Source organism: Streptomyces mirabilis (genome assembly GCF_039503195.1).
GTDB lineage: Bacteria > Actinomycetota > Actinomycetes > Streptomycetales > Streptomycetaceae > Streptomyces > Streptomyces mirabilis_D.
The window spans coordinates 8,618,946-8,637,017 of sequence record NZ_JBCJKP010000001.1; the positions used below are offsets into that span (position 1 = coordinate 8,618,946).

19 protein-coding genes and 4 pseudogenes are annotated in these 18,072 nt (G+C 70.5%); 13 read left to right on the forward strand and 10 right to left on the reverse strand.

The genetic code is table 11. The annotated features are described in order from the left end of the window. Positions 1-96 precede the first annotated feature (96 nt). A pseudogene (locus AAFF41_RS38875) lies at positions 97-297 on the reverse strand (hypothetical protein); the annotation flags it as partial. 35 nt (positions 298-332) lie between these two features. Between AAFF41_RS38875 and AAFF41_RS51825 the strand changes: the two are divergent. Further along, positions 333-521: a hypothetical protein gene (locus AAFF41_RS51825; protein WP_388410410.1), complete on the forward strand. Its 189-nt coding sequence runs from the start codon at positions 333-335 to the stop codon at positions 519-521. A 176-nt stretch (positions 522-697) separates the two neighbouring features. After that, a complete protein-coding gene (locus AAFF41_RS51830) occupies positions 698-1,186 on the forward strand; it encodes an ATP-binding protein (RefSeq protein ID WP_425526198.1) in 489 nt (162 codons plus the stop codon). A gap of 52 nt (positions 1,187-1,238) precedes the next feature. Here the strand turns inward: AAFF41_RS51830 and AAFF41_RS38885 are convergent, their stop codons facing one another. Beyond that, the gene (locus AAFF41_RS38885; RefSeq protein ID WP_319753211.1) at positions 1,239-2,153 is read right to left on the reverse strand and encodes an RNA repair domain-containing protein; all 915 of its coding nucleotides are present in this window, start codon (positions 2,151-2,153) and stop codon (positions 1,239-1,241) included. A 275-nt stretch (positions 2,154-2,428) separates the two neighbouring features. Here AAFF41_RS38885 and AAFF41_RS38890 point away from each other — a divergent pair, with 275 nt between their 5' ends. Further along, a complete protein-coding gene (locus tag AAFF41_RS38890) occupies positions 2,429-4,597 on the forward strand; it encodes a hypothetical protein (RefSeq protein WP_343325465.1) in 2,169 nt (722 codons plus the stop codon). Between the two features lie 158 nt (positions 4,598-4,755). On the opposite strand, the gene AAFF41_RS38895 is transcribed toward AAFF41_RS38890, so the two are convergent. Further along, the gene (locus AAFF41_RS38895; RefSeq protein ID WP_343325466.1) at positions 4,756-6,276 is read right to left on the reverse strand and encodes an alpha/beta hydrolase; all 1,521 of its coding nucleotides are present in this window, start codon (positions 6,274-6,276) and stop codon (positions 4,756-4,758) included. Between the two features lie 96 nt (positions 6,277-6,372). On the opposite strand from AAFF41_RS38895, the gene AAFF41_RS38900 reads away from it, so the two are divergent. Beyond that, positions 6,373-7,287 (forward strand): helix-turn-helix domain-containing protein, encoded by a 915-nt coding sequence (locus AAFF41_RS38900; protein WP_319753208.1) that lies wholly within the window; start codon positions 6,373-6,375, stop codon positions 7,285-7,287. A gap of 134 nt (positions 7,288-7,421) precedes the next feature. Here AAFF41_RS38900 and AAFF41_RS38905 read toward each other — a convergent pair whose 3' ends face one another. Further along, entirely contained in the window at positions 7,422-7,811 is a 390-nt protein-coding gene (locus AAFF41_RS38905; protein WP_319753207.1) for a hypothetical protein, read from the reverse strand. Between AAFF41_RS38905 and AAFF41_RS38910 the strand changes: the two genes are divergently transcribed. Then, a complete protein-coding gene (locus AAFF41_RS38910; protein WP_343326421.1) occupies positions 7,704-7,994 on the forward strand; it encodes a hypothetical protein in 291 nt (96 codons plus the stop codon). The genes AAFF41_RS38905 and AAFF41_RS38910 overlap by 108 nt on opposite strands. On the opposite strand, the gene AAFF41_RS38915 is transcribed toward AAFF41_RS38910, so the two are convergent. The 4 genes from AAFF41_RS38915 to AAFF41_RS38930 all read right to left on the reverse strand — a co-directional run bounded on the left by AAFF41_RS38915 (position 7,877) and on the right by AAFF41_RS38930 (position 10,196). Further along, positions 7,877-8,281, reverse strand: coding sequence for a DUF1003 domain-containing protein (locus AAFF41_RS38915; protein WP_319753206.1), 405 nt, complete (start codon positions 8,279-8,281; stop codon positions 7,877-7,879). The two genes, AAFF41_RS38910 and AAFF41_RS38915, sit on opposite strands and share 118 nt — an antisense overlap. 108 nt (positions 8,282-8,389) lie before the next feature. Further along, complete coding sequence (locus AAFF41_RS38920) at positions 8,390-9,208, reverse strand: SigB/SigF/SigG family RNA polymerase sigma factor (RefSeq protein ID WP_343325467.1); 819 nt, start codon at positions 9,206-9,208, stop codon at positions 8,390-8,392. 500 nt (positions 9,209-9,708) lie between these two features. Next, entirely contained in the window at positions 9,709-10,068 is a 360-nt protein-coding gene (locus tag AAFF41_RS38925; RefSeq protein ID WP_319753204.1) for an ANTAR domain-containing protein, read from the reverse strand. Further along, positions 10,056-10,196 carry a hypothetical protein gene (locus AAFF41_RS38930; RefSeq protein WP_319753203.1) on the reverse strand — a complete coding sequence of 47 codons (141 nt, stop codon included), beginning with the start codon at positions 10,194-10,196 and terminating at the stop codon, positions 10,056-10,058. The genes AAFF41_RS38925 and AAFF41_RS38930 overlap by 13 nt, the downstream gene beginning before the upstream one ends. A gap of 532 nt (positions 10,197-10,728) precedes the next feature. Here AAFF41_RS38930 and AAFF41_RS38935 point away from each other — a divergent pair. The 8 genes and pseudogenes from AAFF41_RS38935 to AAFF41_RS38970 all read left to right on the forward strand — a co-directional run bounded on the left by AAFF41_RS38935 (position 10,729) and on the right by AAFF41_RS38970 (position 16,844). Further along, on the forward strand, positions 10,729-10,935 hold the full coding sequence (locus tag AAFF41_RS38935; protein ID WP_319753202.1) for a hypothetical protein: 207 nt from the start codon (positions 10,729-10,731) through the stop codon (positions 10,933-10,935). Between the two features lie 354 nt (positions 10,936-11,289). Then, positions 11,290-11,913 carry a hypothetical protein gene (locus AAFF41_RS38940; protein WP_343325468.1) on the forward strand — a complete coding sequence of 208 codons (624 nt, stop codon included), beginning with the start codon at positions 11,290-11,292 and terminating at the stop codon, positions 11,911-11,913. 300 nt (positions 11,914-12,213) lie between these two features. Next, positions 12,214-13,212 (forward strand): annotated as a pseudogene (locus tag AAFF41_RS38945) (acyl-CoA desaturase); the annotation flags it as partial. A gap of 36 nt (positions 13,213-13,248) precedes the next feature. After that, positions 13,249-13,686 (forward strand): DUF5994 family protein, encoded by a 438-nt coding sequence (locus AAFF41_RS38950; protein ID WP_343326422.1) that lies wholly within the window; start codon positions 13,249-13,251, stop codon positions 13,684-13,686. A 231-nt stretch (positions 13,687-13,917) separates the two neighbouring features. Then, positions 13,918-14,528 (forward strand): annotated as a pseudogene (locus AAFF41_RS38955) (MmyB family transcriptional regulator). Between the two features lie 263 nt (positions 14,529-14,791). Next, on the forward strand, positions 14,792-15,037 hold the full coding sequence (locus AAFF41_RS38960; protein WP_319753199.1) for a hypothetical protein: 246 nt from the start codon (positions 14,792-14,794) through the stop codon (positions 15,035-15,037). A 95-nt stretch (positions 15,038-15,132) separates the two neighbouring features. Next, the gene (locus AAFF41_RS38965) at positions 15,133-15,777 is read left to right on the forward strand and encodes a class I SAM-dependent methyltransferase (protein ID WP_319753198.1); all 645 of its coding nucleotides are present in this window, start codon (positions 15,133-15,135) and stop codon (positions 15,775-15,777) included. A gap of 53 nt (positions 15,778-15,830) precedes the next feature. Next, on the forward strand, positions 15,831-16,844 hold the full coding sequence (locus AAFF41_RS38970; protein ID WP_343325469.1) for a helix-turn-helix domain-containing protein: 1,014 nt from the start codon (positions 15,831-15,833) through the stop codon (positions 16,842-16,844). 12 nt (positions 16,845-16,856) lie between these two features. Here the strand turns inward: AAFF41_RS38970 and AAFF41_RS38975 are convergent, their stop codons facing one another. Together AAFF41_RS38975 and AAFF41_RS51835 are read right to left on the reverse strand one after the other, a co-directional pair. Beyond that, a complete protein-coding gene (locus AAFF41_RS38975; protein WP_319753196.1) occupies positions 16,857-17,723 on the reverse strand; it encodes an amidase in 867 nt (288 codons plus the stop codon). Next, a pseudogene (locus AAFF41_RS51835) lies at positions 17,723-17,953 on the reverse strand (amidase family protein); the annotation flags it as partial. The pseudogene AAFF41_RS51835 and the gene AAFF41_RS38975, both read right to left, overlap by 1 nt. Positions 17,954-18,072 lie beyond the last annotated feature (119 nt).

Here is an 18,072-nt window from a genome sequence, read left to right on the forward strand (position 1 = left end):
CACGCGCCGTCGAGCTCGTCGCCGAGGCCCTGCTCGACTGACGGACGGTGCGTAGTCGATCCGCTCTCGCCGCCCGGAGCCGGTCATGACGGGCGCCCGGTTCAGGCGGAGCGCCCGGCCGATGTTCTGCACGATCTCGACCTGGGAGCCGCGGGTGTCGGCGAAGCAGATGGCCTCCACTCCGCGCTCGCCGGTGATGTCGACGCCTTCCCCGAGGACCCGCCCGGAGGCGAGGAAGGCCCTGTGTACGCGCTGGCCCGCGGCGTCGATGCCGTGGGCGAACTGCCGAAGCACTTGACATCCTCGGCCTGTCCGAGGTCGAGGCGGGGAAGATGGATATCAGCCCCGAGCGCTTCCGGCTGCGTCAGCTGCTGGACTACCTGGAGTCCGCCTTCCGCCCCCTGAGCTCCCACAAAGGACCGGAGTTCCGGGTCGTCACGGCCCCTGGGGCCCCGTCCGAACCGGTCACCGACGAGTCCCGGCTGCGCCAGGTACTCCGAACCTGCTCTCCAACGCGGTGAAGTTCACCGAGGCAGGCATGTCGAGCTGCGGATCGAACCCGTCGACAGGGCCGCCGCCGACCTGCCCGACTTCGTCCGCCGCGGCAGCCCCGCCCCGGCCTTCCGGGTCAGCGACACCGGCATCGGCATCTCGGACCAGCACCTGGAGAACATCTTCGGTGCCTTTCAGCAGGCCTATGGCACCACCAGCCGCGAGCCGGAGGAACGGCCTGGGCCTGTCCATCTGCCGCGAGATCGCCTACCTGCTCGGTGGCTCCATCCACGCCCGGAGCACCCAAGACGAGGGCAGCTGTTTCACCCTGTACCTGCCGACCGTGCACCCGCCGTCCAGGACACGGCGGCCCCACCGGCAGCCGCCGCAGCCCCTGCGCGGCAGGGCCCGGCGCCGAGCCGCGCGCCGCGGCACCGCACCCGGCAGCCTGGGACGCCACGGCGAAGCCGGCCTCGCCGCGGACACCCATGGCGCGCCACCCGCAGGGCGCCGCGTGCTGGTCGTCGAGGCCAGCCCACGAGGGCCGGCCGCTGTCCCTGCGGACCGAGCGTGCCGTCGCCGACCTGCCCGTGCCCCCCACGCCCGTCCGGGTGGACACCGCCGCCGATCCCGGGGAGGCGGCTGCCTCCACGCCTTCACGGCCGTTCTCGGCGTACAGGACGCGCATGCCTGACCGAGCCAGCGTTTGGCCGGCGTCGAGACTTTGTCTCACCTGGCTATGTGCCTCACCTGTCGGTGATCTCGGAGAGCCAGGCCGTGTCCTCCGGGCCCGACGCCTCGGGGCCGGGCTCGGGCAGCCGGCGGACCTCTCCCGTACGCAGGGCGACCGTGGCCCGTGGCCGCATCGGCCCGTCGCCCCTGCGTGAGAGCAGGACGAGGTCCCAGACTGTCGCCGTCATGGCGTCGAACCGGGTGACGCAGTCGGCGGTGACGCGCCGCGGATCCCGGGTCCGGCCCAGGGACAGATGTGGGGTGAAGTTCTCGGAGGGCCCACGACAACGCGGGAACCGCTGCCGCAGCACGCGGTGCAGGTCCGCCCACGGCGCCTTGCCGGCCGCCGTCGGGTCGAGCCACACGGTGAAGTACGCCCTGTGCCGGAAGGTGCGCACCCCGTCCAGTCGGGCGGTGAAGACCGGCGTCTCGGCCGTCGCCGCGGCGAGCAGCGGGGCCGCCCGCTCGAAGTCGGACTCCGGCACGAAGCCGAAGAGCACATTGACGTGCGGCGGCCAGCGGTGGATCTGCGGATCGTAGTCCCGGCGGATGTCCTGGATCGGCGGCCACAGCTCCGCGGGCGGGATCCAGGCCACCGCAGTGCGGGCCGTCGGGGACACGTCGAGGACGCCGGCGGGCTCGAGCCTGTCGGAGCTCGTGCCGAAAGTCAGGTCCGCTTGCGGGTCCCGCACCCGGCCGGCGCCCGACGCGTCGACGCGGTCCACACCCGTGGCCCGGTCCCAGACCACCTCGCCGTCCGCCTCGATGAACACCACCCGGTGCCACGGGATGTCGCCCCCGGGCACGAAGGAAGACAGCGGGATGCGTTTGAGGGCATCCCCGCGCTGGCTGATCCCCAGCACGAACCGGCCCGGGTCGAACCGCGGGTCCCAGCGGACCCGGTGATAGATCTCGTCGCTGGTCCGCATCACGCCTCCTCGCCCGCCTTCACACCTTCTCTTCCTCCAGGGTGCCGCCCACCCTGCCTTCGACGGTTGTTCCGCTCGCACCGCGACGCATCAGGTGCGGTGCGCCACGGGGGACGGCAAGGAGAGCCGGTGCGCGTGTGCGGTGAGCACCCGCGGCAGCGTGGCCGTACCTCTTCTCGGCGTCCTGTCGGTTCTGGGACCGGCTTGTTCGTCGCGGCCGGTAGCGTGGCAACGAGACAGAGCCCTGCGAAAGACAAGAGCGGGAAACCATGCGGATGATCTTCAATCCCGCGGAGGAGAACGAGTACCAGGCGGTGTGTGGTCTTCTTGTCCACCGGTTCGAACAGTGGGCCCGGGAGAAGGGGATCGACGCCGATCCGTTCGTCGTCGAAGCCGCGCTGGACTACCGCCATCTCGGTACGCCGGACGGCAGGCTGGGACTGTGGGACCGGCCGCGCATCGAGGAGTTCCTGCTGGACTGGGTTCCGCGGACGGTGACCGTACTTCCCGACGAGGAGCCCGCCGATGCGCCAGGCACTTTGCGGTGCCTGCTGCGGTATCTGGACGACGTCCATCTTGCCGATCCCCGAGGGGCGTCCCTGCCCGAGGTGCTGGAGGCCGTCGACGCGGCGGCGCCCCGCTACGCGGAGGCGATGGCCGACCGCAGCCTCTGGGGCCTGGCGAAGTTCTGGATCACCACCGCCGCGGAGCAGGGCGTCGACGTCCACGACGAGCAGGCGTTGCAGGACTTCGTGGGGCGGGCACGGGGCGGCGAGGTGCCCTACGACCCGGAGGTGCTTCAGACCATCGTCGAGCGGCACACGCGGAGTTCCGGGCCGGTACGGTCCGAGCCTCAGCTCCCGGTCGCGCTCCCGGGCGACGATGTCCTGCGGGAGCAGGCCGGCCGGTCACCGGTCCTGCGGCAGCTGCGCGAGCTGGCCGAGTGGGCCGGGAGCGACCGCAGAACGCTCACCGGTTCCGGCAGGCTGCGTCTGTCGGATGCCCGGGACCTCGTAGAGCGGCTGAACACCGGAGATGACACGGACTCGGTCCGCTCGTCCGCGGACCTGCCGCGCCTCGACCTCCTTGTGGAGTGGGCGAAGACAGCCAGGCTGATACGAGTCGCCAAGGGGAGGCTGTACGCGGTGGCCGAGGCTGAGCCTGTACTGAACGACCCGCTTGCACTGTGGCGGCGCGCGTTCGACGCGTTCCGCGAGCTGCCCAGCCCAGTGAGGCGCGGGCGCGGCGGCAGGTACGGAGAATCCGTGCTGTTCGTCGAGTACGCCCTGTGCGACGTCGTCCTGCCCGACGTACTGGCAACCCTCTACAGCCTGCCGTACCCCATGCCCTGGCCCGGGCTGCGGGACAGCGTCCACCTCGCCCACCGCTCGAGTTGCCCGCTCGAGGTCTTCGCGACGGACTCCATCGGGTTCGAACAGGCCGATGACGATCTACGCACCGTGCTGGGTGTTTTGGAGGACCTGGGGGCGATCGAGTGCCACCAGGGGATGGCCGACCCCGTGTTTGCGGGTCTGGCGACGAGCGAGAACGGCCTCGAGGGGTGGGCCGGAATACCGACCGAGGGCGATGACGACCTCGAGACGCCGTCCGGCATACTGCCAGGGACGCCGACCGGACTTGCCGGGCTGCTGAACGACGCCCTGCCGGACGAGACCCTGTCGGGTGACGCCCTGTCGAGGGACGCTCAGCTGGATGACGAGGACACCCAGCGGGTCCGGAAACTGACGTCCGAACTGAGCTCGGGCCCGGTCGAGTTGATCCGTCTCACTGACCTCGGAACGGACTCCGTGCGCCGTCGGCTGCTGGCCGAAGGCCGGGATGCCCCCCTGATCGGCGAGCTTGCCCAGGCCTCGCCGGCCGGTTTGCTGGGCGTCCTCGCCGATCACTACGACCCAGAGTCCGCCCGGGCGGAGCTCGCCGCGTGGATCGCCGTCCACGGCGACCGGTCCGCGGCGCTGGAGCAGCTCGTCCACGCGGTGCGGACCATGCCGTTCCGTACCCGGGCCGAGGCCATGCTGGACGTCCTCGTCTCATCGCTCGACGACGGGGAGCTCCTGCTGCGAAGCCTGCGTTCGGATTCCTGGCTGGCTCCCACCGCGCTGAGCCTCCTGGCACGCCGGGAGATTCTCACCCCCGAGGACCTCACGGAGCCGGAAAGCCTGCTCATGGTCGCTGAGAGCCTGTTGCAGCTCTGTGAGGCGACCGGCGCCGACGGGGTGAGGGAAGTACTACGCCAACAAGGTCGCGAGGCCGAAGAGGCCCTCCGGGCGGCTCTGGCCTCCGGTCACCCGGACCGGGAGGGCCTCGCGGACCTTCAGGCCCTCGCCGAGCGTGTGCCCCGGGAGCGCAAGGCCCACGTCGGCCTTGTTCAGCAGCGCGGCCACCGAGAGAACGGCAGACGGGGCGGCAGGCGGCGCCGCTGAGGACGAGCAGACCGGGCCGCAGCGAGCCCTCGCCCGGCCGACTCTCGGTCGGCACCATCCGTGTTTCGTGCTCCACGGTGAGGTCATGGAGGGGCACCCCGGCAAGGGCGGACCCAGGTGGCCCCGGCAGTGCCTCGGTCGGCTCGTCGAGGGATGTCTCAGCGCCGCAGGTGCTCCAGGACGGATCGCACCGCTCGCTCCAAGGCATGGCGCGCCTGCTCGGTGTGGTCGATGGTCTCGAAACCGTGGTGGCCGAGCGGAACGTCGATCACCTCGACATCGGCGTCGCATTGCTCGGCGGCGGCCAGGAATTCCTCGACCGTGACCGCGATCTCCGCGCGCTCCAGCTCCACCCGGGTCAGGACGATCGGCAACCGTCCCGCGGTACGCACCGCGTCCGCCGGGCGGAACCGGGAATCGACAAGCCCCCAGTTCGGCAGTGGCGCGAGTATGGGATAGTTCGCCGCCACGCACCGCAACCACGGCGGAGGCGCCGCGAGCCAGTCCGCCGACAACAGCCCGCCACTGGAGAAGCACCACAGCCCCACGCGATCCCCGTCGACGCGCGGATCGGCCCGTACGAGGTCGACCGCTTCGGCTATGTCCTCGGCGGCCCGACCGTAGTCGGCTAGATCGTGCAGTCGATGGTCGAGCGTCACGCCGACGGCCCCCAAACCCGCCACGTACTGGCCGTAGCCGACGAAGCCCGGCCAGTCTCGCGGAGTCGGCCGCACATCGGGGTGGACCGGGCCACCGTGCACGAACACCACGGCCGGCCGCGGGTGGTCGGCTTCAGCGAGGTCGTCGGGGAGGTGGAGTTCGACCCGTCCGACCCGCTCGCGAGGCCGCTCCGGTACCTCCATCAGGAAGGGGCGAAGGTGAGCCGGCTGTTCGTTCACCTTCGCGGTCACCCGGTGCCCTTCTCCCGCGGCGGCCCGCATCAGTGTCTCGGCCACCTCGTCGGGGCGGGAGAGCATCGGCCAGTGCCCGGTGTCGAGTTCGAAGAAGCTCACCCGGGGGTCGGTGAGCACCTGGAAGCGCGGGTCCCCCAGTCCCACCAGGGCCTCGACCATGGCGATGCTCGAACCGTTGGCGGTGCACAGGACGCCGGTCTTCGGCACCTCGGAGACCGCTTTCGACAGGCGGAGCGGCTGGGTGAGCGTGCCCACCGGCTGCGGTACGGCGCGTGTCGCCAGCCGAGCCAGCACGGCGGGCGAGAGGCCGGCGACGCTGCCCCAGCGCTGCCACTCCTCAAGCGGCGGCGGGGGAATCCGCCAGTCGTCATCGGCCGGCCCGGCGCGGTGCAGCAGCCGGTCGCGGACCGCATGGTCGGGCACCAGGGTGAGGGCCTGATCGCCGTCCTGAGGCAGGCCGGCATCCAGGTGGACGATCCGGGCGATCCGTTCCGGGCGCCGGTCGGCGGCGCCGAGCACCGGGTAGATGCCGTAACAGTGACCGACCAACACCACCTCTGCCGCGTCCGTCCGGTCGATCACCCGCAGCAGATCGTGGATGTGCGTCTCCAGGTCCGTGTCAGCTCCCGCCGCATGGCCGCGGTCACCCATGCCGGTGAGCGTCACCGCATACGCCCGTGCCCCCGACTCCCGCAGCCGATCGGCTACCGTCTGCCATATCCAGCTGCCGGTGTGGGCGCCCGCCACCAGGATGAATGCCGTCATCGATGTCTCCTCGCACGCCGTGGTCGCAGGGCCGTCCGTACCGGCCGTCCGCGCTCGTCGGTACGGTAGGAACTCCCCCTGAGGGAGGTTCAAGTCGTGCGCCCTGAAAGCACATGGAGCATCGGAGAGCTCGCCGAGCACGCGGGCGTCACCGTCAAGACCGTCCGCTTCTACTCGGACCGCGGTCTGCTGCCCGAGGCCGCCCGCAGCACAGGCGGCCACCGCAGGTACGGCCCCGAGGCACTCGACCGGCTCCACCTGATCCGCTCCCTGCGCACCCTCGACCTGCCGGTCCCCGAAGTAGGCCGGATCCTCGATCAGGAGGACACCCTGGAGGACGTCGTCGCGGGGCAGCTGCGGCAGATCGGCTCGCGGCTGGCTGCCCTGCGCTGGCAGGAGGCAGCCCTCCAACTGCTCCAGGACTGTGCCCCCGAGGAACGCGCCGAGCGACTGCGGCTGATCGGCGCCGTGTCCGTCCCGCCCAGCACAGCCGCACTGGCACGCTTCTGGCGGCGCTGGCTGCCGCCGCGGCTCCCGGCCCGGCTGGTCTCCGCCGTCGTCGAACACGCAGTTCCACAGCTCCCCGAAGGCCCGACACCGTCCCAGGTGCTGGCCTTCACCCGGCTGCACGCCCTCGTCTCCGCCCCCTGCCCCGGTACCGGTCACGGTCAGCCCGCGGCGCACGGGTCCGACGGGGGCCGCCCGGCCGTGCTCTACGACGGCCTTGTCGAGGCGTATGCGCTGGCATCGCCACAACTGCGGGCGCAGCGGCCACCGCACGAGGGCGAGGCACTCGACTGCTTCGTCTCCGCCTATGCCCGCTCACGCGGCACGCGGGACACTCCCGCCTTCCGCCGGGGACTCAGCCGGGTGCTGGCCGCGGATCCCCGTATCGACCGCTACTGGGAACTCACCGCCGAGCTGTCCAGCCCGTCGGAACCGACCGCCGGAGCCGCGCACGACTGGCTCTGCGCCGCGCTGGACACCCAGACCGCCGGGCCGGCGGTCTGAACCGGGTGCCTTCCCCGGCGGTCTGAACCCGGTGCCCTCCCCGGCGGCCGGAGACCAGGGCCTTGCCCGTCCCCGGCAACGGTCGGCACGGGCGCCCTGCGGGGCTCGCCGCCCAGGACGCACAATCCACCGACTCAAGGGCGACATCTCACTCGCGGACGCGTTCGTCGGCGGTGCACGGCGGCCACCGCAGGGGGTTCGGGGCCGTCCAGGCCCTGCCCATGCGCCTGCGGGACGAGACCGTCGGTGCCCTGAACCTCTTCCGTGCGACCCCCGGCCCCTTCGACCTGGCCGCTACCCCGCTCGCCCAGGCCCTGGCCGACGTCGCCACCATCAGCCTGCTGCGACAACGTGCCGGCCGGCGCAGCACCGTCCTCAACGAACAGCTGCAGACCGCGCTGAACAGCCGCGTACTGATCGAACAGGCCAAGGGAAGACACTCCGAACGCCAGAGCATCGACATCGAACAGGCCTTCCGCCCTGCGCGGCTGTGCCCGTTCCCACAACCGGCGCCTGTCCGACATGGCCCCCGCCTTCATCGACGACTCCGAACCCCTCCCCGGCCTGGGCGCCTGACCACCCGGCCCCGTTACCGTTCCGCGCGGTCCTCGATCAAACGGCTGTGGAGTTCCGTGGTCATGGCATGGATCGCACGGGTCAGCTCGGTGTTGGTCTTGAGCTCCAACTCCTGCTCGACGAAATCGTGATCGGCCTTGATCTGCTGGAAGGCAGCCTGCCGGTTCTGGCCGATCATGACGAACGCCGACAGGAAGATCGCCTCCAGAGACACCACGAGCGTCAACGTGGGCCAGGGGTTGGCCTCGAAGAACAGCATCCACAACGCGAAAGCGACCGCGTGGGCGTAGACGAACGGCATGGAACCGGCGAACTTGGTGATGGCATCGGCGATACGCAGTTGGACGTCCTCGGCACGGCTCTGGTGGTGCGCGACCACTGCGGGATGGTGCGTGGCCTGGTTGTCCTGCTCGCTCATCGCGGCGTGCCTCTCGGAGAATAGGAGTGCCCTCGGAGTCAACCGACGGCAACAGTGGCCTCGTAGGGCCCCGTCAGCCCGATTGTCGCCCGTGCAGCCGGGACGTCGTCACGATGCCCTCCTGGGATCGTGGACGTCGGCCGTCACCTGGTCGCGCAGGCGTGCACAGGTGCGGGTGATCAGACGGGAGACGTGCATCTGAGAGACACCGAGCTGTAGGCCGATGCGGGCCTGTGTCATCTCGCAGAAGAACCTCATGTACAGGATCTGCCGCTCGCGTTCGGGCAGCGCCCGCAGCAGGGGTCGGAGCGCCTCACGGTCCACGACCCGGTCGAAGCCGGGTTCCATGCCACCGAGGGTGTCGGCCAGAGGGTGGCCCTCGGAGCGGCCGGGCACGGCGTCCAAGGACCGGGCGGTGAAGGGCTCCGGCGCCTCCTGGCCCAGCCGCACCTCTGCCTCGGTCAGCCCGGTGTGTGCGGCGATCTCGTGGACCGCGGGTGTACCTCCGCCCAGCGAAGAGCACAGCTCATGGTCGGCGGAGCGGACCTGGCCGCGCAGCTCCTGTACGCGCCGCGGCACATGCACGACCCAGAGTTCGTCACGGAAGTGCCGCCTCACCTCGCCGAGGATCGTCGGTATGGCAAAGCCCTGGAAGGCGGTGCCGAGACTCGGGTCGAAGCGGGACACCGCCTTGACCAGGCCCAGTTGGGCGACCTGCTTGAGGTCTTCGAAGGTCTCACCGCGATGGCGGAAGCGCCGGGCCAGCCGTACGGCCATCGGCATCCAGGCGCACACCACCTCCTGCCGCAGCGCGGACCTCTCCGGACCGTCCGGCAGGGCGGCGATACGGCGGAACGCGGCGTCGGTGTCCGGTGCGTCGTCGTAGGGACGGCTGCTTCCCGGGCTCTGCGTGCGTCGGTACGTCATGGTGCCTCCCTGATCAGTGGCATCACTCACCGTGGGAGCCGGTCGACCGCAGCGCACTGGGGAGCAGCCAAAGCTGCTCCCACGGCGTGCCTCCGGTCTGAAGCACACCGGACGGCTCCCCGGACAGCCCACTTTCAAACAGGGTTTCGGCCATGCAGGGCTACCTACGGGGCGCGGGCAGAGAGCATGCTGGGCGCGGCCTGGACTCGGTCGAACGGGAGAACCTGACGGATGGCCGTACGGAACCTGGCCGTCCGGGCACGTGGCCGCCGTCGCCGCTTTCACGACCGCCGCCACGCCGGAGTCGTCCCGACCGGGAGCCGCCGCGCTCCGTAGAAGTCTTCCCTGGTCGACAGCTGCGGGAGCACGGGAGAGACGGGCCGGTGTTTGAGAGCCACGAGACGGGTTACACAGGAGGAGCGTCCGACGGCCGGCCTGGACGAAGGCGCCGGAGGGTTGAGCCCGCAGCTCCCGGTGCCGTCCACCGGGCGTGCCCGGTGTCACCGCCGGTCTGCGGCGTGAGCACGCCGCAGCGCTCGGCGCAGCTCCCGCTGCAGCTGCTCCGGGAGCGCCTCGCCCTTCGCCGTGGCGACCAGGGCCGCGGCCACGTCCCTGAGTTTGACGTTGCAGTGCTGCGACACGTCCACCAGCAGATCCCAGGCCCGCGCGCTGGAGCACGGCGTCAGGGCCATCACCATGCCACGCGCCTGGTCGATCACCGCACGGCTCGCCAACGCCCGCCTTAACTGTTCAGTTGTGGCCCGCAGTTCAAGGACTTCGGCCGCCAAAGCCGTATCCCCCGCCGAGGCCGCAACCGTCAACAACAACTGATCTTCATGGGGCGTGGTCACCTGGTGCATGACGCGTGCCTCACCACGCAGAGCTTGAAGATCGCTTCCTCCTGGTCGGCGGCCGACACGTCGTCGGGCAGCAGGTCGTCGAGGTCGCGCCACTCGCGGACATCGTCACCATCGACTGCGTGAATCATGGCCTTCTCCTTCTCGACGGCTCGTCTGCTGGTGGTGAGTCGCGCCTCCGGCTGGGCTGAACCTGTCCCGGAACCCCTGGATGTCGGGAGATGGGGCGGAGGAAGCCGAAGCCGAACAGGGCCATGAGGAGAATGAGAAGCGAGACGAACACGGCGGGCCTTCCCGGAGCGGAACAACGCATCACTGCCGGGGGCCGGGGCCTGTTCGAACAGCGTGTCCCTGCCCGGAGGTTGCGGACAGCACCCCACGTCAGCGCCTTCCACCGAAGCAGGATGGCCACGTGACACCTGTTCAGGGAGTGCGGCGAGGGCTAGCGTGCCTGGTGCGGCCCATGACCCCGGCAGCGTCGATCACCTCTCGCGCCCCATCGAGGGCGCACCTCGCGCATCAGTGCCGGAACCTGCTCCGCCACCAACGGGCCGCTCCCGCACTCGCCGTCGCTACGCGATCCCGGCGCAGCCTCGATGCGCCCCATGCGGGCAACGATCTACCGCCCGCCGCGTCGCACGCATCCCACCGCAGGCGGTACGCATGTACGCGCTGATCGTTCCGGCTTCGACTCCCTTCGTCCTGCTCGCCGCCGTCATGGGCCTGTCCTGGTGGGAGGACCATGTGCTGCCGTCGGCCGAACCGGTCGAAGCCCCCGCCGAAGCTCTGTCCACCCCAACGGCCTCTACCCAGCACCCGGAACTCACCCGTGTCGACATGACGTTGACAAAGGAAGTTGCCAGGCGTTGACTGACAGCAGGTGTGGGGCTGCATCGCTCCGGATATCTCCGGGCAAGGCCTTCCACCTTCCGCTTCGCCCGGCCCCCGCGGAACGCAGGATCTGTCCCTGTGACCGTGTGGAGGCCCGGCGATGCCGCTCTGGATCCCTTTCCTTCCGCCGGTCTTCGGGATCGTCGGCTTCGTCGGTGTGGGCGCAGCCGTGGCGGCCACCGGCACCACCGCACGTCATCCATGTTCGGGGCCCGATCCCACCCCGCGGGGCGCGTGGGAGCCACCCGGCAGGCAGCGACGCTCAATGAACCGACGGGAATTGACGGCAATGGAGCACACCGACCTGCGAACCGAGAGCCGAGGAAGACAGTCATGATCGCCGTCGTAGTCATCGCCGTGCTCGTCATTGTCCTGGTCACTCTCCGCTACACCGGACGTGGGCGAGCCCGGGGCAGCGGCGGGCGCGGGCTGAAGCGGCGGTTCGGGCCCGAGTACGAGCGTGCCGTCGCCCTTCACGGTGATGTCCGGGCTGCGCAGCGGGAACTCGGCGAGCGCGTGCGGCGCCACGGCTCCCTCCAGGAACAGCCGCTGTCGCCCGCGGTCCGCGAGCAGTACGTGGCCCGTTGGGACGCAGTTCAAGAGCAGTTCGTCGACTCACCGCAGAAGGCCGTCACCGAGGCGGATGCGCTGTTGACGCGCTTGGCAAGGGATCGTGGTTTCCCGGACGGCGAGCAGTTCGAGGAGCAGCTGGCTGCCCTCTCCGTCCACCACGCCTACTTCGTTCAGGGCTACCGCGGCATGCACGCGGCAGCCCGCGACCAGAGCGGCACCGAGGAAATGCGGGAGGCCATGGTCGAAGCCCGAAGCCTGTTCGAGGCACTTGTCGCCGAACGGCAGGTCGACGCGGCCCGGCGCCGCCCGCCGTCCCCCGACGGCCAGGGCCACGCGCCGTGGCCACTGACGACCCGCCGTCACGCGAAGGGAGGCAGCACCTGATGTCGCACAAGGCCGAACACGCACCGCGCGAGCCCGGCATCAGCGCCGACCGTCCCGATCACCCGTCAGCCGCGGAACTGGTAGGCGCTGCTCGCGTATGACTGGGGAGTGAACTCTTATGAGTGACTCGTCGAAGCAACTCGAAACCAGTCGAAGAAACTCGAATCCCCACGTAAGCCCCATATACCCCCTGTCCGTGCGACACACATCCGCTTTCAGCCATGCCGTTCGCATCCATCGTCCAAGAGGCGCAGCCCAAGACCCCGGCCGCACTGTCGTCACCGAGGTCAAGGACCGCCCATGTCTTTCCAGTCCCTCCGTTCCCCGTCCGCCGCCGCGCCGGAAAGCACCCTGCCGCCCCCGGAGTACGACGGGACGGCACCCTTCCCGCGAGACGGAACGGCCCCCGAGCGCACCGGCAGCGAGCGGCTGTCGCTGACGATCACGGCATTGATCGTCTTTCTGCCGTTCCTGGCTCTCGGCCTGGCCGGCTGGTTGCTGTGGGGGCGCCTGATCCAACCCGTCGATGTCCTGCTCGCCGTGGTGCTCTACACGGTCACGGGCCTCGGCGTCACGGTCGGCTTCCACCGGGGCCTGACCCACAACAGCTACCGAGCCGTACGGCCGCTGCGCATCGCGCTCGCGGTGGCCGGGTCGATGAGCTTCCAGGGCGACGTGATCGGCTGGGTCGCCATCCACCGTCGCCACCACGCCTTCACCGACCGGCCGGGCGATCCGCACTCCCCGTACCGCTACGGCACGTCTGTGCGGGGCCAGTTGCGGGGTCTGGTGGACGCCCATGTCGGCTGGCTGTTCCGCAACGCCCCCACCTCCACGGCGCGTTACGCTCCCGATCTCGTCGCCGACCGCGACATCCGGGCCGTGTCCCGGGCCTTCCCGGCTCTGTGTGTGCTCACTGTCGCCCTGCCCTTCGTCGCGGGCCGACTGATCGGCGGCACCTGGACGTCTGCCCTGACCGCCCTGCTCTGGGCGGGACTTGTCCGCATCGCCCTGCTCCACCATGTCACCTGGAGCGTGAACTCCCTCTGCCATGTGATCGGCGAGCGCCCGTTCCGCACCCGTCGCCACGACCGCGCCACCAACCTGTGGCCCCTGGCTCTGCTCTCCTTCGGCGAGAGCTGGCACAACCTCCACCACGCCGACCCCACCAGCGCCCGGCACGGCGTCGACCGCGGCCAGCTCGACCCGTCCGCCGCCGTCATCCGCCTCTTCGAACGCCTCGGCTGGGTCAGGGACGTGCGCTGGCCCACCCCGGACCGTATCGCCGCCCGCCGCGCGTCAACCCGATCGACCGCGTCCCCTTCAGGAGTTCTCATGACACTCGCGCCGCCGCCCCCGCTCTGCGCATCGTCGGCCGTGCGCCTGCGCCTGGTGGCCCAGCCGGCACAGGGTCACATGCCCCGGCGTATCGACGGCGCCTGGTGGCCCCGTTCGCCCGACCTGACGTCCGAACTCCCCCGGCTGCTGGGTGGACTGCCGCAGTCCTGGGGGCAGATCAGCAGCGTTCTGGTGGATGGGGCCGTATGGTCGCCGTTCCCGGCGCGGCTGCTCGTCGCGGACCAGGTGGTACGCCTGAGCCGGACGATCACCCGGCACACCCCGTCCACCGTCTGTCTGCTGGCGCCCGGCCGCGGCCGATGGGACCTGCTGGTGGTCCCGCCCACGGCCACGGAGGCGGAGGCCATGCGGCTCATGGACAGTGTGGACACCGTCGTGAAGGACAGCGTGGGGTTGGGAACCGCTGCCCGTTGACGGCGTCTGTCGGACCAGCTCCAGGCGGCGATGAGCAGCCCGCCGGTCGGCGCGAGGGCGGCCATGCGGACACATGTGTCCACCGTGGTGAGGCGCCGGTGAAACAACCAGGTAGCGGTTGTCCAGGGTGCGCGGCTCCCACGTGAAGCGCGCCCCCCTTCACCCCCGCGACAAGGCACCACAGAGACCTGGCCTCGACACATGGACCCGCGACATATGGACCCTCGACACATGGGCACGGACAAGGACCCCGCCGCCGAGAACGCGCTGGGAGGATTCCTCCGCGCACGGCGTGCCCAACTGCGCCCCGAAGCCACAGGACTCGACACCTGGAGCGACACGCCCGCCTTCGTCCTGGGCCACGCCCTGGACGTTCTCGCCCGCAACCGGCTCGCAGGCGCCCTGTACGCAGGCTTCACCCAGCCCGACAACCTGCTGCGCATGACGTTCCTGGACCCGGCCGCGCACCACTTCCACCGTGACGGGGACCGGGCCGCCGCATTGACTGTGGCGACCCTGCGCCGGGCGGCCGGCATCGACCCCGAGGACCCGCGGTTGCGGGAGCTAGTCGGTGAACTGTCCATGAAGAGCGCCGACTTCCGCGTTCTGTGGGGTCGCCACGACGTACGCGGCAAGTCCCGCGAGCCAAGTTCTTCCACCACGCTGAGGTCGGTGACCTGGAACTGCACTACGAGGCGTTCACCGTCAACAGTGCCCCCACCCAGCAGCTCATCGTCTACCAGGCCGAACCGGGCAGCACGTCCGCCGACGCTCTCGCCCTGCTCGGCTCGCTGAGCGCCGGCCCCGTGCCCGCGCAGGACACCACGAAGGGCACCGACTGAGACCGGGAGACCTGGTAGGAGCCGGCCCGGTGCTTCCTGGGTGTGCCAGGACCAGGATCACGACGCCGCACCCGGGCGGACGCGAGGGAGAATGACGCCATGACCCGGATCATGACGAGGTGGGGTTCATGAGCGACGGCACTCCTCTGGGAGAGTTCCTCAGAGCACGCCGTGAAGGGGCATCGCCGCGAACGCCTGGCTTCCGTGGACGGCGTTGACCGCGCGCATCCGCTGGATGGCGAGCTCTCGCGCTGCTCCCGTTCGTGGCAGCCGTCGCGGCAGCGGCACCCGCCGTCGTCGAGACCATCAACGCCGCCGCCCCGCACGCCCGCGGCGCGGCCGTCGCCCTCTACGGATGCAGCATGTTCATCGGCGCCGGCCTGGGCCCGCAGCTCACCGGAGCTCTGACCGGCCTCGGCTTCGGCGGCATCCCGCGTGTCGTCGCCGCCGCGCTCGTCCTGGGCATCCTCCTGGCCCTTCCGGCCCTCCGCCACCACCGCACCCAATGACCCGCACGTGCCCCCTTCGCATGGAACAGGGCTTCTGCCAACTCCTGTCTGCCCACGAGGAGATGGCCCCGCGCGACGAGCTAGTGTCCTGGCTTGTGACTGAACCCTCCTCGCATCTCGGTGCGACAGCGGATGCCTACGACGCCGTCGCAGTCCGTTACGCCGAACTCTTCCGTAATGATCTCGACGCTCTTCCGCTGGATCGCGCGATGCTCGCCGCGTTCGCCGACCTCGTACGGACCCCCGGCGCCGGGCCCGTCGCGGAGCTGGGATGCGGCCCGGGACGCATCACCGCGCACCTGCGGGACCTGGGGCTGGACGTCTTCGGCGTCGACCTGTCGCCGGTGATGATCGGTCTCGCCCGCGAGGCATACCCGGACCTGCGGTTCGAGGTCGGCTCCATGGACGCCCTGGACCTGGCCGACGGCAAGCTGAACGGCATCGTGTCCTACTACTCGGTCATCCACACCCCACCGCAGGAGGTGCCCTCGTACTTCGCCGAGTTCCGGCGGATACTCGCGCCTGACGGCCACCTCTCGCTCGCCTTCTTCGAGTCGGAGGGTGATCCGGTCACGGCGTTCGACCACAAAGTGGTGACGGCGTACCGATGGCCGATCGACGACCTCGCGGGGCTGGCCGGCGAAGCCGGGTTCGTCGAGGTCGGCCGGATGCTGCGTGCGCCGCGCGAGGAGGAACGCCAGTTCCGCCATGGCCATCTGCTGATGCGCGCAGCCAAGTAGCTCAGCTGTCGGACGGGCGACCATGGCCCTGGGGCCAGGGGAGTTGGGACGGAATGATCGGGACCGTGTTCCGCAGCGAGGACGTGCCTGCGGAGGACAGATTCGAGTACTGGCGGGAAGTGGTCGGCCGGACGCGCTCGAGCGACCTGATCAGTGCCCACACCGCCGACTACTGGGCGGAGTACCGGCTGATGGAGCTGGGGCCGGTGACCGTATGGCCGTCGTCGTTCCTGCCGACCCGCTACCGGCGGAGCGGAAGAATGGTGCGTCGGTCCGACCCCGAGTTGTACCACCTGACGCTGCTGCTCGATGGAGACCTGGCGCTCGAGCACGCCGGACGGACCGACACGTTCGGCCCACGTGACCTGCACATGGTCGACGGCTCGCGGCCGTACGACCTCCGACCGGCGGACGACCGGGATCCCCGAGCCGTCAAGGGGGTCGGCGTGGACTTCCCCAAGGCGTTGCTGCCCCTGCCGCCGCACCGCGTCCGGGAGTTGCTGGGACGGGGGCTGTCGGGGCGGGAGGGTACCGGCGCTCTGCTGACGGAATTCCTCGTCGGCCTGGACCGGCAGGCCGAAGCCCTTCAGCCCTCCGACGCTCACCGCCTGGGTACGGTCGTACTCGACCTGGTGTCGGCCTGGTTCGCCCAGGTACTGGACGCGGAGGCCGCCCTTCCGCAGGAGACCCACCAACGGGTCACAGCACAACGCATCCAGGCGTTCATCCGGCAGAATCTCCACGACCCGGAGCTGACGCCGCCCGCGATCGCCGCCGCGCACCACATCTCCCGCAGCTACCTGTACCGGATCTTTCAGCAGCAGTCGCAGGGCGAAACGGTCGGGGCCTGGATCCGCGGCCGGCGGCTGGAGAACGTCCGCCGCGACCTGGCCGACTCCTCGCTGCGCACCACGCCGATCCACGCCGTCGCCGCCCGCTGGGGCTTCCCCCGCGCCTCCGAGTTCACCCGCGCCTTTCGCACCGCGTACGGGATCTCCCCGAAGGAGTACCGGCTCCAGGCACTGTCCGAGCGGGAGCAGACGCTCGGCCGGTCCCCGACGGACTGACCGCCTCCCTGCTCAACTGACGGGCGGGCGGCGATCGATCCAGGGATGCGCGAGCTCGAGGGTGCGAGACACCTGGAGCAGGAGGTCTTCGCGCCACGGTGCGGCGACGATCTGGACGCCGACGGGCAAGCCGGTGGCGTCGTCGTGGGGGATGGGGATCGAGATCGCCGGTTGGCCTGTCACGTTGAACACCGACGTGAACACCGCCATCGGGTAGCTGTTCAGCAGTGGCATCAGGGGATCGTCGGCGGCGCCTGCCCGCCAGGCACCGACGAGCGGCGGGAGGCACGCCATCGTGGGCGTGACCAGGAGGTCGAAGCCGGCGAGGAAGCCCTCGACGATGCGCCGCGACAGCTGTTGGGTCTTCCTCACCCCTTCCGCGTAGGACCACGAGTCGATCGCTCGTGCCGCGTCACGCAGGGCACGACTGTGGGGCTCGACACGGTCCGGGTCCGCGAGCACGATCCCGCTGCCGCCGACGTTCCAGATGGTCGTGAACGCCGCCACCAACTCGTCGGTCGGGGGGAGCGGAAGACGGGTGTCGACGATGTCGTGACCGGCCGCTTCGAGCGCCCGAAGAGTGACGGTGACGGCTTCCGTACACGCCGGGTGCACGTGTATTCCGTCGATCGGGGAGTCCGTGAGCACACCGATCCGCAGCCCGGTCGGCAGGTCCGTCCGCATCGCGGTGGCGAAGGACCTGTGCGGGGTCGGGGGCGACCACCACGCGGCCGGATCATGGCGCGCCAGCACATCGAGGGCGGCCGCGGTGTCGGCCACCGTGCGGGTGAGCACGCCGCTGGTGCCGAGACCTTCCACGCTGACGGTCGCGTCGGTGACCAGGCCGGGGTGGGTTTGAGCCCGAGGAGACCGTTGCACGACGCGAGGATGCGGATCGACCCGCCGCCGTCTTCGGCGTGCGCGATCGGTGCCATCCCGGCGGCGACGGCAGCGCCCGCTCCGCTCGACGATCCGCCCGGCGTGCGATCCGGGTCCCACGGGTTGCGCGAGATGCCGAGGGCGTCGTTCTCGGTGAAGGGCAGGGCACCGAACTCGGAGGTGGTGGTCTTGCCGAGCAGGATGAGCCCCGCGTCCACGAACCGTTGCACGACCGGGTCCGATGCCGCGGCCGGCGCCCGCCCGGCACCGGCGGATCCGCGCTCAGCCGGGGGTCGAGTTGGTCCTCCATCCGCTCGAGACAGCAGTCGGCCACCTCGACCGGGCTCAC